The following is a 23934-nucleotide window of genomic DNA, read 5'->3' as shown; positions in this document are numbered from 1 at the left end:
TCTGGTAATATTATCTAACGTTCGTATTTTGCTGTTATTCCCACTCGATTGTTGCCGGTGGCTTGGACGTAATGTCATACACCACGCGGTTGATGTGGTCTACTTCGTTCACAATGCGTGTGGAAATTTTCTCTAGCACTTCATACGGAATACGCGCCCAATCGGACGTCATTCCGTCAACGGATGTAACGGCACGGATACCGATCGTGTAATCGTACGTTCTCATATCACCCATAACGCCTACGCTGCGAATGTCCGGAAGAACAGTAAAGTACTGCCATACATCACGCTCAAGACCTGCTTTGGCGATCTCGTCACGCAAAATAAAATCGGATTCACGCACGATTTCAAGCTTCTCATCCGTTATTTCACCAAGAACACGGATGCCAAGACCAGGTCCTGGGAATGGCTGGCGCCAAACAATCGCATCAGGAATTCCAAGCTCTGTTCCTACTTTGCGGACTTCGTCTTTAAAGAGGGTATTCAATGGTTCGATCAATGTAAATTGCATATCTTCAGGAAGCCCGCCAACATTGTGGTGAGACTTGATCGTTTGTGCTGTAGCTGTTCCGCTTTCCACGATATCGGTGTAAAGCGTTCCTTGGGCAAGATAGTCGACACCTTTAAGTTTGCTTGCTTCTTCATCAAATACATAAATGAATTCATTACCAATGATTTTACGTTTTTTCTCAGGGTCGGAAACACCTTTCAGCTTGCCCAGGAAACGGTCCTTGGCATCGACCTTGATGACGTTCATGTGGAAACCTTCACTGAACGTTTTCATCACACTGTCGGCTTCTCCTTTTCGAAGAAGTCCGTGATCCACAAAAATACAAGTCAGCTGGTCGCCGATTGCTTTATGAATCAATACCGCAACAACGGAAGAATCCACACCGCCGGAAAGCGCACAGAGAACACGCTTGTCGCCAACCTGTTCACGAATTTTTTGAAGCTCGTCCTCAATCCAGTTTTCCATCGTCCAGTTACCTTCGCACTCACAGATCGAGAAGATGAAGTTGCGGAGCAGTTCGTTGCCGTATTCGCTGTGGCGCACTTCCGGGTGGAACTGCACGCCATACAAATGGCGGGAAACATCGCTCATCCCGGCAACCGGGCAAGAAACGCTTGTTACATCAGTAACGAATCCTTGCGGTGGCGCAAGAACAAGGTCACTGTGGCTCATCCACACGACCTGCTGTTCCGGAAGGTCCTGATACAGTTTGGACTGGTTCACAATCGTAATTTCTGCTTTTCCGTACTCACGGTGATTGGCGCGTTCAACTTTTCCGCCAAAGTGGTGGCTCATCAGCTGCATGCCGTAGCAAATTCCGAGTACCGGAATTCCCAGGTCAAAAATCGCTTCATCCGCGGAAGGCGAGTTTTCTGCATAAACGCTGTTCGGTCCGCCGGAGAAAATGATTCCCTTCGGATTCAGCTTTTTGATTTCTTCTGCTGTAGTTGTGTGCGGAAGCAGTTCGCTGTATACGCCAAGATCACGAATACGTCTTGCGATCAGCTGATTGTATTGGCCCCCAAAATCTAAAACGACAATCATCTCATTGGCTAAATTCATTCTGTCACCCCATCTATTGATCTTTCCGTAGTATTTGCAATATTTACCCCCGTATATCCTTTTGCCTATAAAAAAACCGGAATCCCGACTCTGTTTTTTCAACAAAAAAAACAAAGGCAGAATTCCGGCTTATACATCAAGAACCCTGCCTTCATAGTCAGGCCATTTACGGCGGCCCGGTAGAGACTCTCGATCCTTATTATCGAGGATATACGAAGGTGAATCATATATACGGCATAATATCTTAAGCACATTCTAACAATGGCTTGTCAGGCGGTCAACCCCGCAGCCTTTTAATTAAATTTTCCCACAATTTTCGGTTCGTATCGTTCCAGTAATCCGTGCTGTCCCGTCTTCCGTATTGCAGCGATTCATACGCAGATGTCAGGACTTTCATATCTTTCGTATCAAGAGAACGGTCAACATAGGCGGCATATTCCCTCAGGGTGAAAGCCGGGTCGCGCTTTAAGCCGTACAGCTGAGTCAGATACAAAAGACGGTGATAGGCTTGCGCAAAAGTTCCCGTGCCTTTTTGCCGTCGGAACTTCCAGATGTAATACTGTCTCAGCCATTTTTTACGGAACAAAGCAACGATCAGCACAGCGGCCAACACAAGGAACAGCGTCACAAAACCGGCGATGTTCACGCCGGAATCGCTTTTCTTTGCCGCTTTATCCGAACCCCGCTCTTTTTGTTCCGGTTTCATCTCGTTCTTTTTCTTGTCTTTTGGAACTGCAGGAGCAGCAGGAGCGGCAGCGCTTTGAATTTCCTCTTCAAAAGAACTCGGGTTGGAAAAACCGCGTGTCGGTTCAAATGGGACCCAGCCTACTCCTGAAAAATATACTTCGGGCCAGGAGTGGGCATTGGCATTAGTGATTTTGTAGGTTTTGTAATCTTTGTTCGTTTCCTGGTATTCACCGTACGTAAATCCTTTCACCCAGCGGGCCGGAATGCCGACGGACCGCAGCATTACCACCATAGCGGAAGAAAAGTTATCGCAGTACCCCTTTTGCGCTTTGAACAAAAATTGGTCAACGTAATCCTCATCTCTTTTTGGAGCCCGCACGTTTACCGTATCGTAGCCAAAGTTATTGAGGGCAAAATAATTTTCCACAGCTTTTGCCTTGTCGTACGGATTGTCGAGTTTACTGGTCACCTTGGCAGCCAGCTTCTTTACTCGTTTTGGCAGTTCTGCCGGCAGCTGGAGGTAAAGGCCGGAAACATATCTCGGGTAATCTCCCCCGCTTTCGCGCAGCCTTTTTTCGTCATACTGCGGCAGTTCATAATCCATCTGATAGCTTTTCAGTTCGGTCGAACGGTTCTGGCTGAACGTATTGATTTTTCCGGTTTGGGGATGCATCAGAAAATTCACATCTTCCCTTGCACGGAGCGAAGTAATCACCCCGGGGGAAACAATAAACGGATACCGTTTGGTCATTTTAATGGAGGCTTTTTGCTTTTCCATTTCCGCCCCGCCCGGTTCAATCAGGTTAGAGCCCAATGCGTTGTATTCCACATGGTCCCGGTTCAGAAACAGCGGTTCATCCCGCTCGGAACTCTCCCATCCTTTTCCGGTATACATATCCTTCGTCTCCACCCGCCAATAATGGCGCTCTTTCACCTTTGCCGTAAACACTTCATCATAATTAAACTTGAATGGACCGCCGAGCCGGCTGTCGTTGGTGCCGTAGCCGATCCGGCCAAACGAGTTGCCATTTCCCGGAATGTCCTCATCCGAGTTGTTCAACGCAGAAAGAAATGGTACAGGATCCGGCCATTGCGGAGACGCTTTTGGAGCGAGCAGCCCCAATGTGGACGACAGAGCGATCACTACTGTCAGCGGCACCATCCACATCACCGGAAACCGGCCTTTCATCAGGGAAAAGCCTTCTTTCTCCACAATCTTCATGATCCGGAGAATTCCGACGAGAATAAGTCCGATAAATACGGTCCGGACAATTGCCACCTTCGCATCATACGGAGTGAACGTATCAAGAACGGTAATGTAAAAAACGGTCATGAACAAAAACAAAAAAATCCGCTTTGTCTGCATGAGCCAGTAATTCATCAGATAGCTTACAAGCCAAAGCAAAACGAGGAACAGCAGTGACCGTGTGATCGAGGACAATTCGGTCCAGCTCCGGCTCCAGATCATCGCCATGTTGGCCTGGATATCTCCCAGCAGATGTGGAACCCATTGAAAGGAAAGAAACAGATCCGGATAGTAGAGAGAATGAAGTGCATACAAAAGGGCAACGAATTTAATGGGAAATGAGATCCACAACGGCAATTGAAAATAGGTGATCAAAAACAAAAACGCCGTAAACACCACAAAGACGTGGGTGTCTTCAGTTGATGAAATCTGGTTCAGCGGCCGGAGCCACTCCCACAGCAGCATGAAACCGAGAAAATAAAGCACAAGAGAATAAAGCGCGGGCGGCCGTTTTTCTTTAAATGCTTGCACGATTTGCACCTGCCTTTAACGCCTCATTGAAGTAAGGCCCATAAATGGCTGTGGTCGGAATTAAACCATTGTTTAACCGGTGAATATAGGTTAATTCCTGCGGATGAAGTCTGTCATTCGGTGACATGTAAAAGAAAATCACATTCGCCTGGCGGGCCGAAACCAATTCCAGTGTCTTCATCATCACATCATCCAGCAGCGGAGAGATGACCACAACCGTCCGGCTCTCCAGCCGGCCATCCTTAAACTCGCGCCGGAGCCATTCGTAAAAAGGCTCCACAAGATGGGGCTGGATCCCTGCCAGCTCATGAAAAATCCGCCATTCATGGTCAGTACCGGTATTCATCGGCACCCTCTGCTTGCTGCGGCTGCTGTGAAGGCCGAGTGATGCTCCTTTTTGCACCGAATAGTGGGTGATGGAGGCAGTAAACGACACCGCCTTTTCAAATAGAGAGTCGTTATTTTTATAGCTCGGCACGGACTGATCGAGCACGATGACATAATCGTTGTTGCGCTGGTGTTCAAACACTTTTGTGACCAATTTATTGGAGCGTGCACTTGCCTTCCAATGCAGCCAGGACAGACGGTCACCTTGCACATAATCCCTTACGCTCACGCTTGACGTATAATCGGTCATTGAATTTCTCCCTGACTTTTGAACCCCGTTTTGGAGGTGTCTATCTATCTCCAGATGCTCAATTTCCTGGTAGCGCGGATAGATAAAAACCCGGTCGCTAAGATGGACCTTGATTTCCTTTTGAACAAAACCGAAAACATCCCCGGTCCGGAGCGAAATGCTGTTCAGCTCAAATATGCCTCTTGGTACCGGCTTAATTCGGTATAGATAGACCAGCTTCTTTTTAAACAACGGAAAAAACAGCACGCGGGAATGAATCTGGTCCTCCTCCCCGTCATGCAGGGCTTCATTATATAAAGGGGCGGGAATTTCATCATGAATGATCAGATAGAACAACGGAAATGGCGTCTTGCGTTTCAGTTCAATCGTGACCACCAGTTCCTCACCCGCCATCATAAGATCTTTATTCAGTGTCCGGGTGATTTCAATTTTATGAAGCGGATAGAATACCATGGTAATGGTATACGCCACAAACGGAAGCATGCTGTAAAACAGAAACCAGCTTACAAATCCTCCCTGGAACATGGCGTATGAAAAAAGCAGTCCAAGCAGGATCATGATGCCGGTCAGACCAAGTAGAGTCTTGTACTTGCTGCCCAGTTTCCATGTTAATCGTTTCATCTGGCATGATGACCTTTCTGAATCGGTACAGGAACACGGTTTAAGAGTTCGATAACGACAGACTCTGCTGACTCCCCTTCAAACCGCGCTTCCGGTTTTAAAAGGATCCGGTGGGTCAGTACGTATGGTGCGAGATATTTCACATCGTCCGGCACCACAAAATCGCGGTCCATAATAAACGCCAGCGCCTGGGAAGCCTTCATGAGCGCAAGCGATCCGCGCGGGCTTGCTCCGAGGTAAATGGAGCGGTGGTTCCGTGTACGATTGACAAGATCAATAATGTATTTTTTAACGGTGTCGTCCACATAGACTTCCGTTACTTTTTGTTTCATCTCCTGCAGCTGCCCGGATGTAACAACGGGCTTCAGGTTATCAATGGGATGGTCATGAATCATCAGGTTGAGTATGGACATTTCTTCGTCTGGAGTGGGATAGCCCATGTTGAGCTTCAGGAGAAAACGGTCCAATTGGGCTTCAGGAAGCGGATAGGTTCCTTCATATTCAATCGGGTTCTGGGTAGCCATAACAAAAAAAGGGTTGGGAAGGATATGAGTGTGGCCATCAATGGTTACGCTTTTTTCTTCCATGGACTCAAGCAAGGCGGACTGTGTCTTTGGTGAGGTACGGTTGATTTCATCGGCCAGAACCACATTGCCCATCAACGGGCCGGGCCGAAATTCAAAATTCATTTCTTTTTGATTAAAGATAGAAACACCAGTAATATCAGAAGGCAACAGATCCGGGGTAAACTGAATCCGGTTAAACTGAAGGCCGAGGGATTTTGCGATCGCACGCACCATCATCGTCTTACCAACACCCGGTACGTCTTCGAGCAGCACATGCCCGCCGGCAAGCAGGGCAACAAGACTCAGCTCGGAAATCTGCTTCTTTCCTACAATTACGTGCTCTATATTCTTAATTACCGCATCAAGTTCAGAACGATAACTGTCATACCTGGCTTTGTTTACACTCATTAGAATCCCCCTTCATATTCGGCTACTCACGGGCATACCATACTTTGGATATTCCCGTACTTTCAGCCTTATAACCCTCATCCCCAAATTCTGTCTAGGTGATAGTACCTATAGTATTAAATTCGAAAACCCTCGCCTCTTCTCCTTGTTTCGGCAAAAATTTTACAAAGGAGATGAAGCCCGACGCTGCCCACAACATATAAAAAAGCCGCAGGGAAATCCCCGGCGACTTATGTGCGGTTTCGTGAATGTTATTTTTTAGCCGATGACTCTATGAAATATTTTACACCGGCGACTGTTCCAATGCCAAGCAATGCGTACTTTAATCCGATCAATGTCGTATGTGGCGATACGCCTGATTCCCAGAAGGAATACAGCACACCAAGCACAATCGCCACAATCGGGATATAGCGGTTTGATACCTTGGATGTCTGACGGATGGCATACAAAATGACGGCTAACCCAACATACGGAGCAAAATCATTGATAATGTCCATTCTTAGCCCTCCTTATTGATGCGTTGCTATTTGTACTAATGTATGTCGGATAACTTTACGGCAGAACAGAACGGTCCTGTTCTAATTCTGTCGATATCCATGAAAAATCTGTAGATATTTCTCGGGAAATGTTGAAGGCCATCGAGGATCGAGCATTTAACTTGTTATTTATTTTGATAGGCGTAATATGTTTTACGTATACGTCGAGGAGGCACAACGATGAAACAACTTTCACGAGTTCAAACCGCCTTTCTGCTTACATTCCTTGTGATATTATGGGGGATCAATTGGCCATTATCCAAGATGGCACTTAACTACACACCTCCATTATTGTTTGCAGGAATCAGAACGATTTTGGGCGGCCTTATTTTACTTCTCTTTGCACTTCCACGGTTGAAGAAGCTTCGTTTTAAAGAAACGTGGCACTTTTATTTCATTTCCGCTTTTTTTAACATCATCCTTTTTTACGGACTTCAGACATTAGGCCTCGGGTACGCCCCGGCAGGTTTATTCTCCGCCATAGTTTTCGTTGAGCCTGTGCTGCTTGGGATCTTCTGCTGGATTTGGCTTGGGGAATCGATGTACGGTTTAAAAATTATCGGGTTATTTCTCGGATTTGCAGGTGTGGCGATCATCAGCGCCAGCGGATTTACAGGAGACATTTCCGCAATCGGCATTATACTAGCGCTTGGCTCCGCCATCGGCTGGGGACTTGGTACTGTTTATGTGAAGAAGACCGGTGACCGGGTGGATGCTATTTGGATGGTTACCATACAGTTGCTTATCGGGGGAATCTTCCTGTTAGGCGCGGGCACCGGGTTTGAAAGTTGGTCAATGATCAAATGGGAGACTCCATTTATCGTAAATCTACTCTTCATTTCTACCTTTGTGATTGCTTTTGGCTGGCTGGCCTTCTTTACGCTGGTCGGTTCGGGCGAAGCGAGCAAGGTCGGGTCCTTCACCTTCCTGATTCCGCTCATCGCCATCCTTTGCAGTTCGTTTTTGCTGCATGAAAGTATTACCCTGAATTTGGTCGTAGGGTTGTTGTTTATCGTGGTTAGTATCATGTTTGTAAATATGAAGCTTAAATCGAAGACGATGCCCGATTCGAGTGTTTAATACTACTAGAAGGCTGTTTCCTTTAAGGAAGCAGCCTGTTTAGTTTTTCCGCCGACCCCTTTTTGCTCATCAGATCACCAATTTACTTAGAGAATTATTGATTTATAAAATGGGTAAATTATGTATCAGCGTAAATCTTTTCATAGTAACGAAGTATATGTTGGACTTACATACAGAAAACAAACCCCGCCTTTATATGAAAGGAGGGCATGCATGACAACCATTCGGAGCCGCCTGCTGCTGATGCTCGTTCTTTTTATTCTTATTCCTTACTTCTTAACGGTCGTCATCCTCTATGGCGTAACCAAAAATAACGTGGAGCGGCACGAACTGCAAAACAGCCGGGCACAAATGCAGAAAAACGCGGAGGAACTTCAGCAGTACTTTAGTGACCTGGTGGATCTGCCGTATATCCTGTACCGCAATCCTGATTTATTCAGGATATTTCAGCATGGATTCAAAGATTCCATTTACCTGGATCAGTCCTCCATGGAAAAAAGCCTGGAGACCTTTTACCTGATGCGAAAGGAAATCCGCCAGCTACGTTTTTACATCGCCAGAGATCAGGAGTCGTTCACCGTTTACAACGCGATTGTCAGCACAAGGAAACACAGACCGGACGTCTTAAAGGAAAAGCCCGTTCAGCACCTGCTTCACTCTAAGCAAAAGTACATCATTGAACCGCCACATGCGCTGAAAAACTACAATAATGTAGCCATTGTTCCTCAATCCGATAACACCACAGTGCTGACGATTCACCATAAGATCACAGATATTCTGTCAGGTCGGTTCCTTGGCATCATGACGATGGACATCACCCCTGGCACGTACTCCGGTATCATTGAAAAAGTAGAACAGAAAAACGGCGCGTCTGTTCTGTTGATGGATGACAACAATCATGTGACGTACGGAAGCGATCGGTCCCTCATTGGCAAAGAGGTTCCTGCTTCTTTACAAAGACAGATGAATGCCCCGAAGTCAAAGAAAAATATCGTCTTTTCCCAAACCCTGTCAGGACCGCTCGATGGATGGAAGCTTGTGAAGATTACCCCTAGTGATGTCTTGTTTTCCAACGTAAGGAAAACAGCCTACACCAACATTTTAATCGGCCTTGGTGTGGGACTACTCGGACTGTTAATGATCGGCTTCATCTCCTACCGGATCACCCGTCCGATCCAGGAGCTTAGCGACAAAGTCCGGTCCATTGAAGGCGGAAAGATGAATGTCTCCTTCGATACGAGCAGAAAAGACGAGATCGGCCACCTGGAGACCCACATTCAAGAAATGATGCACCGGATCAATCATCACATCGACCGTGAATATAAGCTTGAAATCGATAACCGGAAAAACCAGCTCAGGGCGCTAAAATCCCAGGTGAATCCGCATTTTCTCTTTAATGCCCTCCAATCGATCGGAGCCGTTGCCCTCCGGTCCAAGGCACCAAGAGTCTATCAGCTGCTGACGTCTCTCTCGAAAATGATGAGATACTCCATTCAGGCAAACCAGTGGGTGATGGTGAAGGACGAAATAGCCTATATCAGAGCCTACCTTATCCTGCAGCAAGAACGGTTTGGCCGCTCGTTAAATTATTCAATCGAGCTCAGTGATCAGATCATGCAACTGACCATTCCCAGCATGATTGTTCAGCCGCTCGTGGAAAACTTTTTTAAACACGGGTATGAAAAAACGCATCAGGCCCATTTGTCCATTTACGGAACGCTTGAACAAGATTATTTATACCTCTTTGTGGAAAACAAAGGCCCCACCCTGAGTGATGAAGCCCTTCAGGAGTTAAGGAAGAACATTTACGCCTCCACGGTTGACGGAGATTTTCCAAATGAACATATCGGTCTGAAAAATATATACGACCGTCTCCTGTTAAATTACGGGTCAAACACAAGCCTTGAGATTGATACATTACAAGGAACAGGCTTCTCTGTGAAACTATCGATCCCCCTGTCAGAACCAACCGATGGAAAGGAGGATGGCCATGAAAGTTTTAATCGCTGATGATGAATTTAATGTACGGGACGTAATCCGACACCTGGGACAATGGGACAACAATGGAGTGACACAAATATTGGAAGCAAGCAATGGAGATGATGCCCGGCAGATCATTGAGACAGCTGAGCCGGAACTGATTTTCACCGACATCAAAATGCCCGGCATGAACGGGATTGAACTCATTGAATGGTTGAACAGCATTTCCTATCCCGGAAAAGTGGTAATGATCACCGGGTATGACGATTATGCGTTTATGCGAAAAGCCATCCAGAACAACAGCTTCGATTATTTGCTGAAGCCGATTGAAGAAGAGGCTTTTAACGCTACTCTTGAAAAAGCGGCCAACGCATGGAAAGAAGAACAACAGAATCTTCTTTTCACTGAAGATGCCAAACGGCTCCGGCTGAACCAGGTGATGACAGCAGCTTGTCAGGGTGAACCGGCCGAACTTGAATTGGTTGCACCCTACCTTCCCGAAGCGGAAACCTATGAGGTGACTCTTCTTTCTTTCTATCAGATGCATCAGCCTGACGCTCATCTTGATGATCTGGCTGATCACCTTTTGGAACGCTGGCTCGGGTATGCCTTCAAGCTTCAGCATCAGCACAACTCCGGATTGGTGATCACAGTGCGCGGGGAATGGCTCGCAGCAGAGGAATGGCTCGTCCATCACCTGGACATACCCGTCCGGCTGGTAAGCGGGATCATCGAATCCTTGGACCACCTCCCCCTCCTTTTCCCTAAACTGCAAAAAGAAATGGAGGAACAGAATTTCCGGTCCATCCAGCGGCTTGATGATTTGGAAGCCGCCCGCCGCATGCAGGACATCATTTCCTATGTGGATCATTATTATATGGAAGACATTACGCTGGAAAAGCTCGCAAACCGTTTCTTTTTCAGCCGTGAACATATCTCTAGAAAGTTCAAGCAGGAAACCGGCATGCCCCTGTCCAAGTACCTGGCCCGATTAAAAACAGATCAGGCCAAATACTGGCTGAGGGAAACGGACGAAAGCATCTACTCCATTTCCTCGATGCTTGGGTACCAGGACGAAAAGTACTTTTCCAAACTGTTCAAAAAGGTTGTTGGTGTCACGCCGTTTGAATATCGGAACAGCGAAAGACAGGAGTAGAATGATGAGAAAACTTCCTTTGATCCTGTTAACTGGAATGATCAGCCTTTCGCTCACGGGTTGCCAAAACCCTGACGACAGGGAAATGGAAAAGCCAACACCCTCAAAGCCGGACGTCACCTTGACGATCCGAAATCCGAAGGTGGAAATTTCCACGCAGTTCGAGCAAATGGCCAAGACCTATGAAAAGAAAAATCCCCATGTGCACATCGTGATTCATACGGTGGGCGGTGCAGCGGATACCTTATCAGACCTGAAAGCAGAGATGGCCAGCGGCAAAGCGCCTGACATTTTTACCAACACTGGATTCGAAAATGCAAAGCTGTGGAGAAAGTACCTGGTGGATTTATCTGATCAGCCCTGGGTAAAAGATGCCTACGGTGATGCTTTGAACCCCATCAAATTGAACGGAAAAATCTACGGAATGCCAATGAATCTCGAAGGCTACGGACTGATTTACAATAAAAAGTTATTCCGCAAAGCCGGCATTATCCGTGAGCCCGGAACATTGAGTGAATTAACCGCCGCCGCCCAAAAATTGAAAAAAGCGGGCATTACCCCGTTTGCGACCGGTTATTATGAAGACTGGAAGCTGGGTGTCCACCTGTTGAATATCGCGTTTGCCATGCAAAAAGACCCGGCAACTTTTATCCAACGTTTGAATAATGGAACCGCACGCATTGACCACAATCCAACATTTAATGATGTGCTGGATTTCCTGGACCTGACCTTGAAATATGGTACGGCAAACCCTTTGACCACCGACTATACGGCGGAAGTCAACAGTTTCGCCAATGGAAATGCGGCCATCATCCTGCAGGGAAACTGGATTCAGCCCATGATCAATGATCTGGCACCCGGCATGAAGCTCGGACTGATGCCCGTCCCGATTAATGAAGAGCCATCCACTGGATCAATCGTGGTGAGTGTTCCAAACTATTGGGTGGTAAACAAACAGGCCTCGTCCGAAGAGAAAAAAGAAGCCAAAAAGTTATTGAATTGGATGGTTTCATCCTCCAAGGGGAAAGCCTTTATGACGGAAAAGTTCAAGTTTATTCCTGCCTTTAAAACGATTAAGCCTGCAAATCCCGGCCCACTGGCTGCCGAGATCATGCAGCACTATAAGGAAGGAAAAACCCTCTCTTCCAACTGGTTTCATTTCCCTGTCGGCGTACGGGATGAATTTGGCGCCGCCATGAAAATGTATGTAGGAAAAAAGCTGACCCGGGAACAGCTGCTACATGAATTCCAGAAATCCTGGGAACGTTCGATATCGCAATAAATGCTTTAAGCCTCCAAAAGGGGCTTTTTTTTTGCGCCTGGTTTTCCTATATCAATATAAGACGAAATCCGTATCAATATGTGCCATATCCAAGCCTGACGCCCCTGTCCTATAATTCAATGTGTAATAAACAAGGTTCCCTGCCGCACGGTTATGACAGGTTTACCGCAAAAACACTATAGGAGGAAACAAAATGAGATTTCAAAAGCTGGCCGTAAAGGCTTCAGCCGTATCGTTGAGCGCCGCTATCCTTTTTGGAGCAGGCGGGCCAGAGGCTTTCGCAGAAACCGCAACAAAAGACTACAAAGAGACGTACGGAACGTCTCAGATTACCCGCTCTGACATGAAAGACATGATCTCCCAGCATGGAGATGCCAAGTTCGAAGTTCCGAAATTCGATGCCTCTACCATCAAGAACATCCCCTCTGCCAAGAAGTATGACAAAGACGGCAACCTGATCAAAATGGATGTGTGGGATACGTGGCCGCTGCAGAACGCTGACGGAACGGTGGCGAATTACAAGGGCTACAACATCGTATTCGGGCTTGCCGGTGATCCAAAGAACGCCAATGACACATTCATCTACATGTTCTATAAAAAAGCAGGTGACCATTCCCTCGATGCCTGGAAAAATGCCGGCCGTGTGTTTGATGACAACGACAAGTATAAAACAAACGATCGCTACTTAAAGTATCAGTCCGAAGAATGGTCCGGTTCTGCCACCTTTACATCTGATGGCAAAATCCGCTTGTTCTATACCAATCGTGAGCCGTTCACACCCGAATCGAAGCATTACGGCAAACAAACGCTGACCACCGCACAAGTAAACGTGTCTGAAAAGGACAGCAGCACCTTGGATATCGATGGCGTGGAAGACTACAAGTCCATCTTCGAGGGCGGAGACAGCAAAATGTACCAAACGGTAGAAAAAGCATTTGGCGGTGGTGACTATAACGACAACCATACGCTAAGAGATCCGCATTATGTGGAAGACAATGGCCACAAATACCTTGTGTTTGAAGCCAATACCGGCACTGAAACCGGCTATCAGGGCGAAAATCAGCTTTACAACCAGGCCTATTACGGCAACAGCAATGCCTTCTTCCAGGATGAAAAGAACAAGCTGCTTCAAAGCCCGAAAAAGGATGCAGCCGAAAAAGCAAACGGCGCCATCGGAATCATTGAAATCAATGATGATTACACAGTAAAAAAAGTGATGAAACCACTTATTGTTTCCAACACCGTAACCGATGAAATCGAACGTGCCAACGTGTTTGAAAAAGACGGCAAATGGTACCTCTTCACAAGCGCACGCGGATCCAAGATGACGATAGACGGTATCGATAATAAAGATATTTACATGCTTGGCTATGTTGCCAACTCCCTGGACGGCCCGTTCAAGCCGTTGAATAAAACAGGAATCGTACTTCACCAGGACCTTGATCCAAACGATATTACGTGGAATTATGCTCACTATGTTATCCCTCAAAAGAACAGCGACAACGCGGTCGTCACAAGCTACATGACCAACCGTGGGTTCTTTGAAGATCATAAGTCCACGTTTGCGCCAAGCTTCAAGCTGAACATCAAAGGACCGCATACTTCGGTTGTAAAAGACAGCATCCTGAACCAGGGTCAGCTGACGGATTAATTAATGAAAAAAGAAAATGCCCGACTCGGCATTTTCTTTTTTCATTTCATGGAAAGGAAGGTGAATGGATATGAAGGCCATAGATAATAAAAAACTGTTGTGGGCCGTTATCGCTCTCGTGGTACTCAGCCTTCTGGAATTTTATTCATTGATACAACAGCCAACCAATAACCCGCCAAAGAAAAAGGAAAACGAGCAATCCCACAGAGCTGCGTACCATTTCACTGCACCGGACCATTGGAAAAACGATCCGCAGCGCCCAATCTACGTTAACGGAAAATATCACTATTACTATCTTTATAATAAGGACTATCCGAAAGGCAACGGAACCGAATGGCGGCATGCTGTATCTCAAGACCTTGTCCACTGGAAGGACGAAGGCGTGGCCATTCCAAAGTACACGAATGAGAATGGTGATCCGTGGTCCGGATCGGTCGTCATCGATAAGGAAAACAGTGCTGGCTTCGGCAAAAATGCCTGGATCGCTATTCTTACCCAGCCTTCAAAAGACGGCGGCAAGCAGGAACAGTTTCTCTGGTACAGCACAGACAACGGAAAAACCTTTAAATCCTACAGTGAAATGCCTATCATGACCAACCCCGGCACCAAGGATTTCCGCGATCCGAAAATCGTCTGGGATACGCAGCACAACAAATGGGTCATGACGATGGCGGAAGGAAACAAAATCGGTTTTTACGAATCAGACAACCTGAAGGATTGGACGTATACGAGTGGCTTTTCCACCGAGAATCTTGGTGTGCTTGAGTGTCCGGACCTTTATATGATACGTGCTGATGACGGAACAATGAAATGGGTGCTTGGCGTCAGTGCCAACGGCTCCACTATTGGCGAACCGAACACATACGCCTACTGGACCGGCAGCTTTGACGGAAACACCTTTGCCCCCGATCAGGAAAAACCGCAATGGCTTGATCACGGCTTCGATTGGTACGGCGGCGTGACATTTGAAGATGGTGCAGCGAGCGATCCATACGAAAAGCGCTATGCGCTTGCCTGGATGAACAACTGGGCGTATCCGCATAACACCCCAACCTTAAAAGAAGGCTTTAACGGCATGGATTCTGTCACCCGTGAGATCAAGCTTATATCCCGAGATGGCGGTGCCTACTATTTGGCCTCCCAGCCCGTGAAAGCACTGGAAGATTTAAAAGGTGAAACAAAAACCTATGAAAAGATTGAAGTGGACGGCTCTAAAACACTGGATGTGAAAGCAGATGTCTATCAACTCGAGACCGATATCAACTGGAAAGAGGCCAAGAATATTGGCCTGAGACTTCGTGAATCAGATGATAAGAAGCGTCACATCGATGTGGGAATTAATGCGGCAGATCAGTATTCTTATGTGAACCGGTCATTTACAGATCATCCCGATAAAGAAAACAAGTTTACCGAGAGTAAGGCACCCTTTGATGCAGCCAAGAAAAAGGTTCATCTGAAGGTAATCGTAGATAAAACGAGTATCGAAGTGTTTGTGGATGATGGGAAAGCGGTACATTCGAATCTGGTTTATCCGAGATTTGAGGATGAAGGGATTTCGTTATTCTCTGATGATGGTAACGCAACTTTCCACAACCTTAAAGTCAGTCATTTGAAAGGTAATTGATAATTATGTTTGCATTACCTTCCGATTTTTGGTATGATGATTGTAGAATTATTTTTGTTCGGTGTAGAAAATTAATACTTTGAGCAGGGATAGTAATATATTTGTGTGGCAACGCACTAGGAGGCAACATACATGGAAACAGGTACAGTTAAATGGTTTAACGCAGAAAAAGGTTTCGGATTCATCGAGCGCGAAGAAGGAGACGATGTATTCGTACACTTCTCTGCTATTCAATCTGAAGGATTCAAATCTTTAGACGAAGGCCAAAAAGTAACTTTCGACGTTGAGCAAGGTGCTCGTGGAGCTCAAGCTGCTAACGTTCAAAAAGCATAAATTGCTTTAAACAGTCTCTTGATGATCAAGAGGCTGTTTTTTTATGGATAAATCCATAAAAAAACTATGCAAAAAGCCCCGCTCCAATTTGGAGCGGGGCTTTTTACAAGTAATAAATCGTGTAATCTTCACAGGATATTAACAGTATACCATATCATTTGGAAATAGCATTGAAATAATACATAATCCTGTAACATTTTGTTAGGCTTTTTTTATTACGAAATTTCATTTATCCTCAATAGCAGTTCTTTCATAGCCTTTAAATCACTTTTGCTATAGATCGGCTCTTTATTTGCCTGCTGTTCCAAATATCCCTTTAACTCTTCTTGCGAGCTGATAAATGGAGGATTTCTATCCCCTGTATTCGTTACAAAACTGGTTAATCGATTGTTTTGATCCTGCGGATAGCCGAAATACAGAATACCCTGTACCCACAGGCAAGGTAAGTTTTCATGGTTTAAAAAGTGATAGAGGCTCCCTGCCGTCTTTTTCACTTGTTGATCCGGATTTCCATCCCCGTATCGTGTAATCTTTAGGGCGTTCTCTTTTTCAGAAGCAGAGTCAGTATCACTCATCCCTTTTACGACAATGGTCCGTTCATCCGCGTCTTTTATATCTCCAAACAATTTATCCAATATAAAGGAAAACTCTTTGGCCGTTCTTTTGGAAATGCCATGCAGAACATCCCCTGCCCAGTATTTGGTCTCGATCATAAAGATGCCTGTTCTCATTAAAATTAAATGGTCAATTTGACGGGAGTTGAAGCCTTCCATTGTTACATTTGTGGCATGCGGTATAAACACATTTCCCATGATGATCATGTCATCGTAATCGAGCATGCCCTTCTCCATAAATTCTTCTTTCACCATGCTGAGAAACGTATGTGTGAGGATTTCCCCTTTATCCCGTTTATACCGGAGCAAATGATTGATATAGTTGTTTTTTTGCAGCAGTTTTTCTTCGAACAATTGCCTTAGGGCTACTTGCTCTTCTGCCGCTTTGGCCAATTCCCTGTTTTTCTCCTGCAGCAGCTTTTCCTCCGTGATCTCTAGAGTAGCTGCCGTCTGAAGCTGCATTTCTTCAATTTCCGTAATTTTTTCTCTTTTTATCTTTTTCAATTGTTTTTGATGAAGAGCCTTTGCATCCTTTTGCCGTTTATAAAGAAAAATGCAAAGCACCGCTAATACAACAACTAAAATGGACAATGTAATTACCATTTTAACAAGCTCCTTATGGATGAATTAAACCGATGCTGATTCAGTTAATGGTTACTTACAATTTTATCTCTGTCAATTTTGAAGTAAATACTCATAAAGGCCTGATTTCCATAGACCTCAAATTTTCATTTCCCAGGACTTGAATTTGACGATACGTCATTTTATATACTGGCAGCAATACGGAGATACATTTGGAAGTTTTTCGATGAAACAGAGTGATCTGATTATGTACGGATGTGTCATTTTGGTGCAGATAATGGATTAATGATAGACCAAGCTGTTCCCGGAGTGCTGATCGGCCTGGGAGCCGGTTACCTTCTACAGCCGGTGATCTTTAGCAGCTTGGAGTTTTTGCAGCTTTTCTTTTATAAGTTAACGGTGTCATTTTAATAGACTTTCGAAAAGTATCAATGAAATAGCTGGTACTGTTAAATCCAACCTGATAGGCCACTTCAGTCACATTCGACTCCTGCTGCTGCAGGAGAATCAGGCTTTGTTGGATACGATACTCTGTCACGTAATTCATAGGTGATTTCTTTAATATTTTTTTGAAATAACGGCAGCATTCTGACCGGCTCAATTGGCCCGCTTTGGCGATATTGTCGAGCTTCACCTTCTCTCCATAATGTTCATGAATCCAGTTGAGCATTTTTTTCATCCTCTGACTTTTTACCACTTCCGTTTGTTCATGTTCCAGGTGAAATCCATTGAGTATTAAGTTTTGCCAGAGGGAAATCAGTTGCGTTGTAATCGTGATTTCATAAAACGAGGGTTTTTGTTGAATTAATTGGTGGATCTGTGTGACGGCCTCTAAACTATTCTTCGCCCATGTTTCATGGTGATCCAAGTAGATGCAGGGTAAATTCGTTGCTTGTACATAGGGATAGACATAAGTCGTATACAATTCTTGTGATAACACAAAATGAGGAGAAACGTTTAGACAGATATACACACTGCCTGGTTGATTTACTTCCTCCGCCTTGTGCAGGCACCCGCTATTAATAAATAATCCGTCGCCTTCTTTAACCAACCTCTTTTCTTCATTTACCTGAAAGGCTGCTTCCCCTTTTACCATCAAAACAAACTGAATTTCATCATGCCAGTGAAGTGGAATATAGCCATGGATATTTTGGTTAATCGTGGTTTTGTAGCACGCAATGGGCAGCACAACTGTCCGATGAGGAGTTAATTCTTTTAAGTTTTGGTCAATCTTAAAATTTTTCATCTGCATAGATGCCACCTCAATATCCTTATATTTTCCCGTTCAATCTGGGTATTATTAAGCTCAATTCCCAGTTATTATAGCACTATTATGATAGTTGAAGGTGGAGAATCAATCGTGAATGCACCAACAAGAAAAACGGGATTAATCCTCGTGATCACCGGCGCGATATTTTGGGGAATCGGCGGCACAGTGGCAAAAAAACTGTTTCAACAAGGAATTGATGTAAACTGGCTGGTAACAAACCGATTACTTCTAGCCGGTTTTTTGCTGTTAATAATTCAATATGCTGGAAAGGACCGTTCACAAATTTTGGGCGTTTGGAAAAACAAAAAGACTGCCCTTTCCTTGCTTGTCTTTGGGCTGCTCGGTATGTTGGCGGTTCAATATACATACATGGCTTCCATCCAATATGGAAATGCGGCGGTCGCCACTCTGCTGCAATATTTGGCACCGGTCATGATTATTATTTTTTTACTTCTTCGTAAACAAACAATTTTCACAAGAAAAGATATGGTTACCGTTTCGCTGGCGTTGGTTGGGTGCTTTTTCTTATTAACCAATGGCTCGATCTCGCAACTTTCCGTGCCGCTACCAGCCATCGTCTGGGGTATTTTATCCGGAGTATCGCTGGCCTTTTATACGTTATATGCTGTCCCCTTGCTGAAGCAATATGATTCACTCGTGATCGTGGGCTGGGCCATGATTATCGGCGGCTTTGCATTAAGTTTCATCCATCCGCCCTGGCAAATGGAGATAGACTACTTCACTTTTGAAACCTTTTTAAATTTGGTTTTCGTGATCATCTTTGGAACGATGATTGCCTTTTGGTTTTACATTGAAAGTCTGCAAAGCCTTACTCCCAAGGAATCCAGTCTGCTGGGGAGCATTGAACCGCTGGCCGCTGTTCTCACAACGGTCTTTTGGCTAAAAGAACCCTTTGGATTTTACCAATGGATGGGCACGGCTTGTATTATCGGCATGATTTTCCTGTTGGCAGTGGGTAAACATTCCTCTACAAAGGAAGATCAGAACGAAAGTCCCTTAGAGTCAGTTAACTGATTTAAGGGGTTATTTATTTGTTTGAAGTGCAACTTATTAGTTGCACCTCAAACAAATATGTGCTACCTTATGGTTGCACGAAACATTATCCTCTAGGAGGGCTCAAAATGGCAAACGACCGAATTGAACGAAATATTTTCATAAACGCATCGATTCAAACCGTCTGGGATATCGTTAACGAACCTGCATGGTGGGTCGGTGACGCACCAGGTCCCGACAAGGTGCAGGTAGAAGGATCACGTGTGGTGGCCGATACCAAGTACGGGAAGTTTCCGGTAATCATAGAACAAGTAGATCCGCCAAATTATCTCGCCTGCCGATGGGCAAGTTCATTTCCAGGCAAAGAACCTCGGGAAGGAAATTCAACCTTAGTTGAGTTCATGTTGACGGAAAAGGATAGCGGAACCATGCTAAGTGTCATTGAAAGTGGCTTTTCTAGCCTTAACGTGGATCAGGAAGAACAGCGTAAATTCTTTGATGGAAATGTTGAAGGATGGGTATATCAGCTGGAAGTTTTGCGAAAGCGTGCGGAGCAATAAGATGCTGTCCACAGATGAGCATTTCGAAATTGTGTTGAATGCCATGGCAGATCCAACCCGCAGGGAACTGCTTAACCTCATTGCGGAAAGGGGCCAGGCCACCGCCACAATATTGTCGTCTATAGTAACCGTCTCCCGACAAGCGGTAGTCAAACACTTGAACGTTCTTAATAAAGCCGGACTTGTAGCCGGTGACCGCATTGGTAGGGAAATGCGTTATAGCGTATGCCCCAGTCAACTATCCGATACGGCAGAGTGGATGGCAAATCTAGCCGCAAATTGGGATAACAAACTCCATTGGGTTAAGCGAGTAGCAGAAGCAAAGGACAACAAAAAAAATCTATAAGTAACCGTCGCTTGATTTGATTTTACAAAAAAAGACCCTTTTTGGGTCTTCTTTACATTGCTTTTCAATTTTCTTATTTCTTCACGTTCACTTCCCCAAAGGTTTTCTTTTTAAAGCTCTTTTCCTATCCAAAAACTGACTAAATTGTTCTTTGGTTACTTCTGATCCCATAGCTTCCACTACAAGCTGCTGCCATTCAAGATCAGATAAATCCCTTTCCATCATGGCTCTTGATAAATCAATAATCTTGTTGTCCATAACTCCACCCCTAACCCGATTACAAATATACGGAATGTTACCCTTTACTTATCGACTTCTAAACTTAATGTTTTTATATGATAAATGTTGTGTTTTTAGCTATTTATGCTCTTTCTAATTGATCTAATAAAATCAAACAAGCGGCCATTTTCCTACTTAAAACTCATATACGCGAAATAGTCAATTGAAAAAAAAGATATAATTCTGTAAAATAGACAAAGTTTGGTTCTTTAGGTATATAAAATATTTATGTAAATTGTATCCTTTTTATCAGTTTTATATGAATACATAAAAGGTAGTATTTCATATACACGAACATCTTGGAGGGGACCTGCATTGATCATTGAGACAGAAAAATATTACATTCCTAATAAACGACGAGTTATATTATTACCAATCGCGTGGCGAGAGGAATTTAATATCGATGTAGAAGATCATGTGTTAATTGGATTAAATGAGAACGAAATTATTATTAGTCCTGATTCAGTCTTGGAAACAGAGTTTACTAAGCCTGCAAAGGTGTATAAAAAAGGTGAATTAACCATTCCTAAATCTATAGATGAACATCTGGAACAAAAACCGCATCAGTTATTGGTAGATCCTGTGAATAAATGTTTTTACTTATCCCCTGTCAACTAGGCATCTTATTATGCCTTCTCAAAAAAAATAAGCCACCCCTGAGGAGGCAGACATCATTAAAGCGTTTGATACATAAAAATCAATTTATCTAATTCCTGGCTTTTTTCAACTAACTCATTGCTTGAATAAACTTCACTTTTTTTAGCAATCAAGTATAGCGATTGACGTACGGTTTTTATTTCTTTTTTCAAGTCTTCTTTAGTCAATTTCTTCTACTCTCCCATAAACGTTAAGATTTAAGGATAATATAATCGTACTGTTAAAAATTACAAATATCAACTATTATTTCCTAGAAGTGAAAAAGCTTCTCTTAATGAGAAGCATAAATTTCTCTGTTCTCCTCGAAAGGAGTCAATATGTGCCGACATTTACTCACAATTTGTAGATATTTCTCGGGAAATAGGTAATATGCCTAGAACCCTTACTTTCCGAATAGAGAAAAAAGCTTCCCCCATTTTCCTTTACGCTGTTGCAGCGCTTCTTCCAACCGTTGATTAAAATCGGTTTGGGAATTCCATTCTCTTTTTTGTTCGTCCCTCATTGATTGTATCTCTTGTTTTAATTGTTCAGTTTTTTGTTTTTCCTGCTGCAGCAATGATTCATAATGATTCGTTTGCTGTTCGGTTAATTTTTGGATTTTAGCGTTCGTTTTTTGTGCTGCATTTCCAATAGTGGAACTGATAATATGGTGGTCCTGCTGGAGTCGGGAAATGGTTGTTTTGAGCTGGGACATATCGTTGGTCAGTTGAACATTCATTTCACGGGTGGCTGCGAGTTCCTTGAATACAATCATTAAGGCTTCTTTTAGTTGATTGGGATCGTGGGGTAATGTTTCATATGTATCACTTATTGCAAGTTCAGTTTGATTGGATTCTTTTAATCTTTCTTTCTGCAACTCCACAAGCTCTTTGGCTGTATCGTCCAGAGAGTTGGGCGTATCGCGCAGCGCTACAAGCGCTTCGATATCAGATTGAACAAAGATTCGGCGTTCGCCGTCCTTTAGAAACTCGTATCCGTTCCTCTCCAGGACTTGTCCATACTTACGCACAGTGGGAGTCGCTATCCCCACTGTTTCCGCGACTTCCTTGGAGGAGAAAGCACGTTCATTCGGTTGTATATCGCGTCGCATATCGGGCCTCCTTTTCTATTTGAAATGTCGGTTATTATGTAAGTTTGCTTATCGCCTGATATATCGCCCAGCGATACGCAAAACTGAAGCACTTTTTTAAAAAGACATCTACCTATTCAATTATATCATTTCGTTAAATAAAATGTTTTTTTGACGAGTAATTATATCGCCTGGCGATACAAATATAACTAAGTAAAAGAAAAAGCCTATCTTCGTGATAGGCTTTCAAAAGATATTGGATTAATAGATCCATTTAGTAACCGACTCGGCACTCTGCCTGATCTTAGCACGATTAGGTTCTTGGGCACGGTAGCCAAATGCCGCCATGACTGATACACCAAATGCACCATCTTCCAGCAAGCCTTCGTTCTCAAGAATTTTGGTCACATTTTCTAGATTAAACCCTTCTATCGGACAAGAATCGATGCCAATTTGAGCAGCAGATGTCATCATATTTCCAAGGGCAATGTAGGTTTGTTTACTCGCCCAGTCAAATAGCGCCCGCTCACTTTCAAACAAATTTAAATCATTTTCCTGAAAACTTCTATATGCCTCATTCATTTGTGCAAGGGTCTCTTCTGGTATTTCCTTCACATCTCTAAGCAGTTGCTGGACATACGCTGAATCATACCGTGCGTTTTTTCGTGCTAGAAGAATGACGAAGTGACTTGCAGTTGGCAGCTGTCCTTGCGCTCCAAAACTGACTGCTCTGATTTTCTCACGGAGCTCTTGATTTTGAACCACCAGGAACTTCCACGGCTCATAACCTACTGAACTTGGAGATAGTCTGCCTGTTTCTAAAATAAATTGAAAATCTTCCTCTGAAATTTTCTTCGTTGGATCAAACGCTTTGGTAGCATGTCGGAATTGAAATGCCTCTATGATTTCTTTCTTTTTTTCCTGTACAGCGATCATATCGATCCACCCTTTCCATTCAATAATTCCCTCTATAAGTGACAATATTAATTCATAAATACACTCCAAACAAGTACGCACATTTTTGTGATATAGAACCCTTTTTTATACCTAGTTCTCCACCAAAAAATCCCCGCACGGTTGGCAGGGAATTCATGCTTGCGTTTATTTATTTGTACTTTCTTCAGCAGTCTGGTGCTTGTTCTTTTTAGAAACACTTCTGACTTCATCCTTATAACGCTCTCCCCAATCACGTAAAGCAAAGATAATTGGATTTAAGGTTAATCCGAACTCCGTCAGTGAATACTCCACTTTTGGCGGAATCTGTTCATAAAATTCCCGATGGACGACGCCATGCTTCTCCAGTTCACGAAGCTGAAGCGTGAGCATCCGCGTTGTAATCTTGGGAACCAGCCGGCGCAGTTCGTTAAAGCGTTTCGGTCCTGAGGTTAAATAATAGAGAATAACCCCTTTCCATCGTCCTCCGATGATTTCCAATGTATTGGTTACAGGACAACCGGCATTGGTCGAGTAGTCCCTATTGTTATCTTCCATTCTTTCATCACCGCACTTATTATAGTAGTAATAGTTATTCATCCTATCGTATCACAAAAGAAACTTCAGTCACCATCGGGAGAAAATCCCCTCCACACTTTCCTTCGTCTGTAGCAATTTATGTTAAAATTAATGCTGATT

General features: G+C 44.2%; 23 protein-coding genes and 1 riboswitch. Of the genes, 11 read left to right on the top strand and 12 right to left on the bottom strand.

Features of this window, described 5'->3' with window-relative positions:
* Positions 1-34 precede the first annotated feature (34 nt).
* From guaA to AS030_RS21430, 5 genes are all read right to left on the bottom strand, one after another.
* A complete protein-coding gene (guaA, locus tag AS030_RS21450; protein WP_061975573.1) occupies positions 35-1573 on the bottom strand; it encodes a glutamine-hydrolyzing GMP synthase in 1539 nt (512 codons plus the stop codon).
* Between the two features lie 134 nt (positions 1574-1707).
* A riboswitch (purine riboswitch) is annotated at positions 1708-1809 on the bottom strand.
* A 41-nt stretch (positions 1810-1850) separates the two neighbouring features.
* A complete protein-coding gene (locus tag AS030_RS21445) occupies positions 1851-4037 on the bottom strand; it encodes a DUF4129 domain-containing transglutaminase family protein (RefSeq protein WP_061975570.1) in 2187 nt (728 codons plus the stop codon).
* Entirely contained in the window at positions 4024-5295 is a 1272-nt protein-coding gene (locus AS030_RS21440; RefSeq protein WP_061975568.1) for a DUF58 domain-containing protein, read from the bottom strand. Before AS030_RS21440 ends, AS030_RS21445 begins: the two co-directional genes overlap by 14 nt.
* Positions 5292-6269 carry an AAA family ATPase gene (locus AS030_RS21435; RefSeq protein WP_061975566.1) on the bottom strand — a complete coding sequence of 326 codons (978 nt, stop codon included), beginning with the start codon at positions 6267-6269 and terminating at the stop codon, positions 5292-5294. The genes AS030_RS21440 and AS030_RS21435 overlap by 4 nt, the downstream gene beginning before the upstream one ends.
* Before the next feature lie 251 nt (positions 6270-6520).
* Positions 6521-6766 carry a phage holin family protein gene (locus tag AS030_RS21430; RefSeq protein WP_061975564.1) on the bottom strand — a complete coding sequence of 82 codons (246 nt, stop codon included), beginning with the start codon at positions 6764-6766 and terminating at the stop codon, positions 6521-6523.
* A 219-nt stretch (positions 6767-6985) separates the two neighbouring features.
* On the opposite strand from AS030_RS21430, the gene AS030_RS21425 reads away from it, so the two are divergent.
* The 7 genes from AS030_RS21425 to AS030_RS21395 all read left to right on the top strand — a co-directional run bounded on the left by AS030_RS21425 (position 6986) and on the right by AS030_RS21395 (position 15911).
* The gene (locus AS030_RS21425) at positions 6986-7885 is read left to right on the top strand and encodes a DMT family transporter (RefSeq protein ID WP_061975561.1); all 900 of its coding nucleotides are present in this window, start codon (positions 6986-6988) and stop codon (positions 7883-7885) included.
* Positions 7886-8098: 213 nt separating this feature from the next.
* Positions 8099-9895, top strand: coding sequence for a sensor histidine kinase (locus AS030_RS21420; RefSeq protein WP_061975559.1), 1797 nt, complete (start codon positions 8099-8101; stop codon positions 9893-9895).
* Positions 9876-11021, top strand: a complete 1146-nt coding sequence (locus tag AS030_RS21415; RefSeq protein ID WP_061975557.1) for a response regulator — start codon at positions 9876-9878, stop codon at positions 11019-11021. Before AS030_RS21420 ends, AS030_RS21415 begins: the two co-directional genes overlap by 20 nt.
* A 1-nt stretch (position 11022) precedes the next feature.
* Complete coding sequence (locus AS030_RS21410; RefSeq protein ID WP_061975555.1) at positions 11023-12303, top strand: ABC transporter substrate-binding protein; 1281 nt, start codon at positions 11023-11025, stop codon at positions 12301-12303.
* Between the two features lie 193 nt (positions 12304-12496).
* Positions 12497-13954 (top strand): glycoside hydrolase family 68 protein, encoded by a 1458-nt coding sequence (locus tag AS030_RS21405; RefSeq protein WP_061975554.1) that lies wholly within the window; start codon positions 12497-12499, stop codon positions 13952-13954.
* Between the two features lie 70 nt (positions 13955-14024).
* A complete protein-coding gene (locus AS030_RS21400; protein WP_061975606.1) occupies positions 14025-15578 on the top strand; it encodes a glycoside hydrolase family 32 protein in 1554 nt (517 codons plus the stop codon).
* 132 nt (positions 15579-15710) lie between these two features.
* Positions 15711-15911, top strand: coding sequence for a cold-shock protein (locus AS030_RS21395; protein ID WP_061975552.1), 201 nt, complete (start codon positions 15711-15713; stop codon positions 15909-15911).
* A 215-nt stretch (positions 15912-16126) separates the two neighbouring features.
* On the opposite strand, the gene AS030_RS21390 is transcribed toward AS030_RS21395, so the two are convergent.
* Positions 16127-17128 carry a nuclease-related domain-containing protein gene (locus tag AS030_RS21390; RefSeq protein WP_061975550.1) on the bottom strand — a complete coding sequence of 334 codons (1002 nt, stop codon included), beginning with the start codon at positions 17126-17128 and terminating at the stop codon, positions 16127-16129.
* A gap of 334 nt (positions 17129-17462) precedes the next feature.
* Positions 17463-18359, bottom strand: a complete 897-nt coding sequence (locus tag AS030_RS21385; RefSeq protein WP_061975548.1) for an AraC family transcriptional regulator — start codon at positions 18357-18359, stop codon at positions 17463-17465.
* 81 nt (positions 18360-18440) lie between these two features.
* On the opposite strand from AS030_RS21385, the gene AS030_RS21380 reads away from it, so the two are divergent.
* The 3 genes from AS030_RS21380 to AS030_RS21370 all read left to right on the top strand — a co-directional run bounded on the left by AS030_RS21380 (position 18441) and on the right by AS030_RS21370 (position 20297).
* Entirely contained in the window at positions 18441-19412 is a 972-nt protein-coding gene (locus AS030_RS21380; protein ID WP_420889666.1) for a DMT family transporter, read from the top strand.
* A 107-nt stretch (positions 19413-19519) separates the two neighbouring features.
* Entirely contained in the window at positions 19520-19951 is a 432-nt protein-coding gene (locus AS030_RS21375; RefSeq protein WP_061975544.1) for an SRPBCC domain-containing protein, read from the top strand.
* Between the two features lies 1 nt (position 19952).
* Positions 19953-20297 carry an ArsR/SmtB family transcription factor gene (locus AS030_RS21370; protein ID WP_061975542.1) on the top strand — a complete coding sequence of 115 codons (345 nt, stop codon included), beginning with the start codon at positions 19953-19955 and terminating at the stop codon, positions 20295-20297.
* 87 nt (positions 20298-20384) lie between these two features.
* Here AS030_RS21370 and AS030_RS23865 read toward each other — a convergent pair whose 3' ends face one another.
* Complete coding sequence (locus AS030_RS23865; RefSeq protein WP_240482462.1) at positions 20385-20555, bottom strand: anti-repressor SinI family protein; 171 nt, start codon at positions 20553-20555, stop codon at positions 20385-20387.
* A gap of 336 nt (positions 20556-20891) precedes the next feature.
* Between AS030_RS23865 and AS030_RS21365 the strand changes: the two genes are divergently transcribed.
* On the top strand, positions 20892-21194 hold the full coding sequence (locus tag AS030_RS21365) for a hypothetical protein (protein ID WP_061975540.1): 303 nt from the start codon (positions 20892-20894) through the stop codon (positions 21192-21194).
* Between the two features lie 56 nt (positions 21195-21250).
* Here AS030_RS21365 and AS030_RS23255 read toward each other — a convergent pair whose 3' ends face one another.
* The 4 genes from AS030_RS23255 to AS030_RS21350 form a co-directional block, all read right to left on the bottom strand.
* Positions 21251-21400, bottom strand: coding sequence for an aspartyl-phosphate phosphatase Spo0E family protein (locus tag AS030_RS23255; protein WP_082635927.1), 150 nt, complete (start codon positions 21398-21400; stop codon positions 21251-21253).
* Between the two features lie 215 nt (positions 21401-21615).
* Positions 21616-22323, bottom strand: coding sequence for a hypothetical protein (locus AS030_RS21360; RefSeq protein ID WP_061975538.1), 708 nt, complete (start codon positions 22321-22323; stop codon positions 21616-21618).
* A 240-nt stretch (positions 22324-22563) separates the two neighbouring features.
* The gene (locus AS030_RS21355) at positions 22564-23238 is read right to left on the bottom strand and encodes an NAD(P)H-dependent oxidoreductase (RefSeq protein ID WP_061975536.1); all 675 of its coding nucleotides are present in this window, start codon (positions 23236-23238) and stop codon (positions 22564-22566) included.
* Between the two features lie 165 nt (positions 23239-23403).
* Positions 23404-23793: a winged helix-turn-helix transcriptional regulator gene (locus AS030_RS21350; RefSeq protein WP_061975534.1), complete on the bottom strand. Its 390-nt coding sequence runs from the start codon at positions 23791-23793 to the stop codon at positions 23404-23406.
* Positions 23794-23934 lie beyond the last annotated feature (141 nt).

Origin of the sequence: Fictibacillus enclensis (genome assembly GCF_001457035.1) — a bacterium.
Classification (GTDB): domain Bacteria; phylum Bacillota; class Bacilli; order Bacillales; family Fictibacillaceae; genus Fictibacillus_C; species Fictibacillus_C enclensis.
The sequence above is the reverse complement of the archived record's forward strand: the minus strand, read 5'-3'. Positions and strand labels throughout refer to the sequence as shown.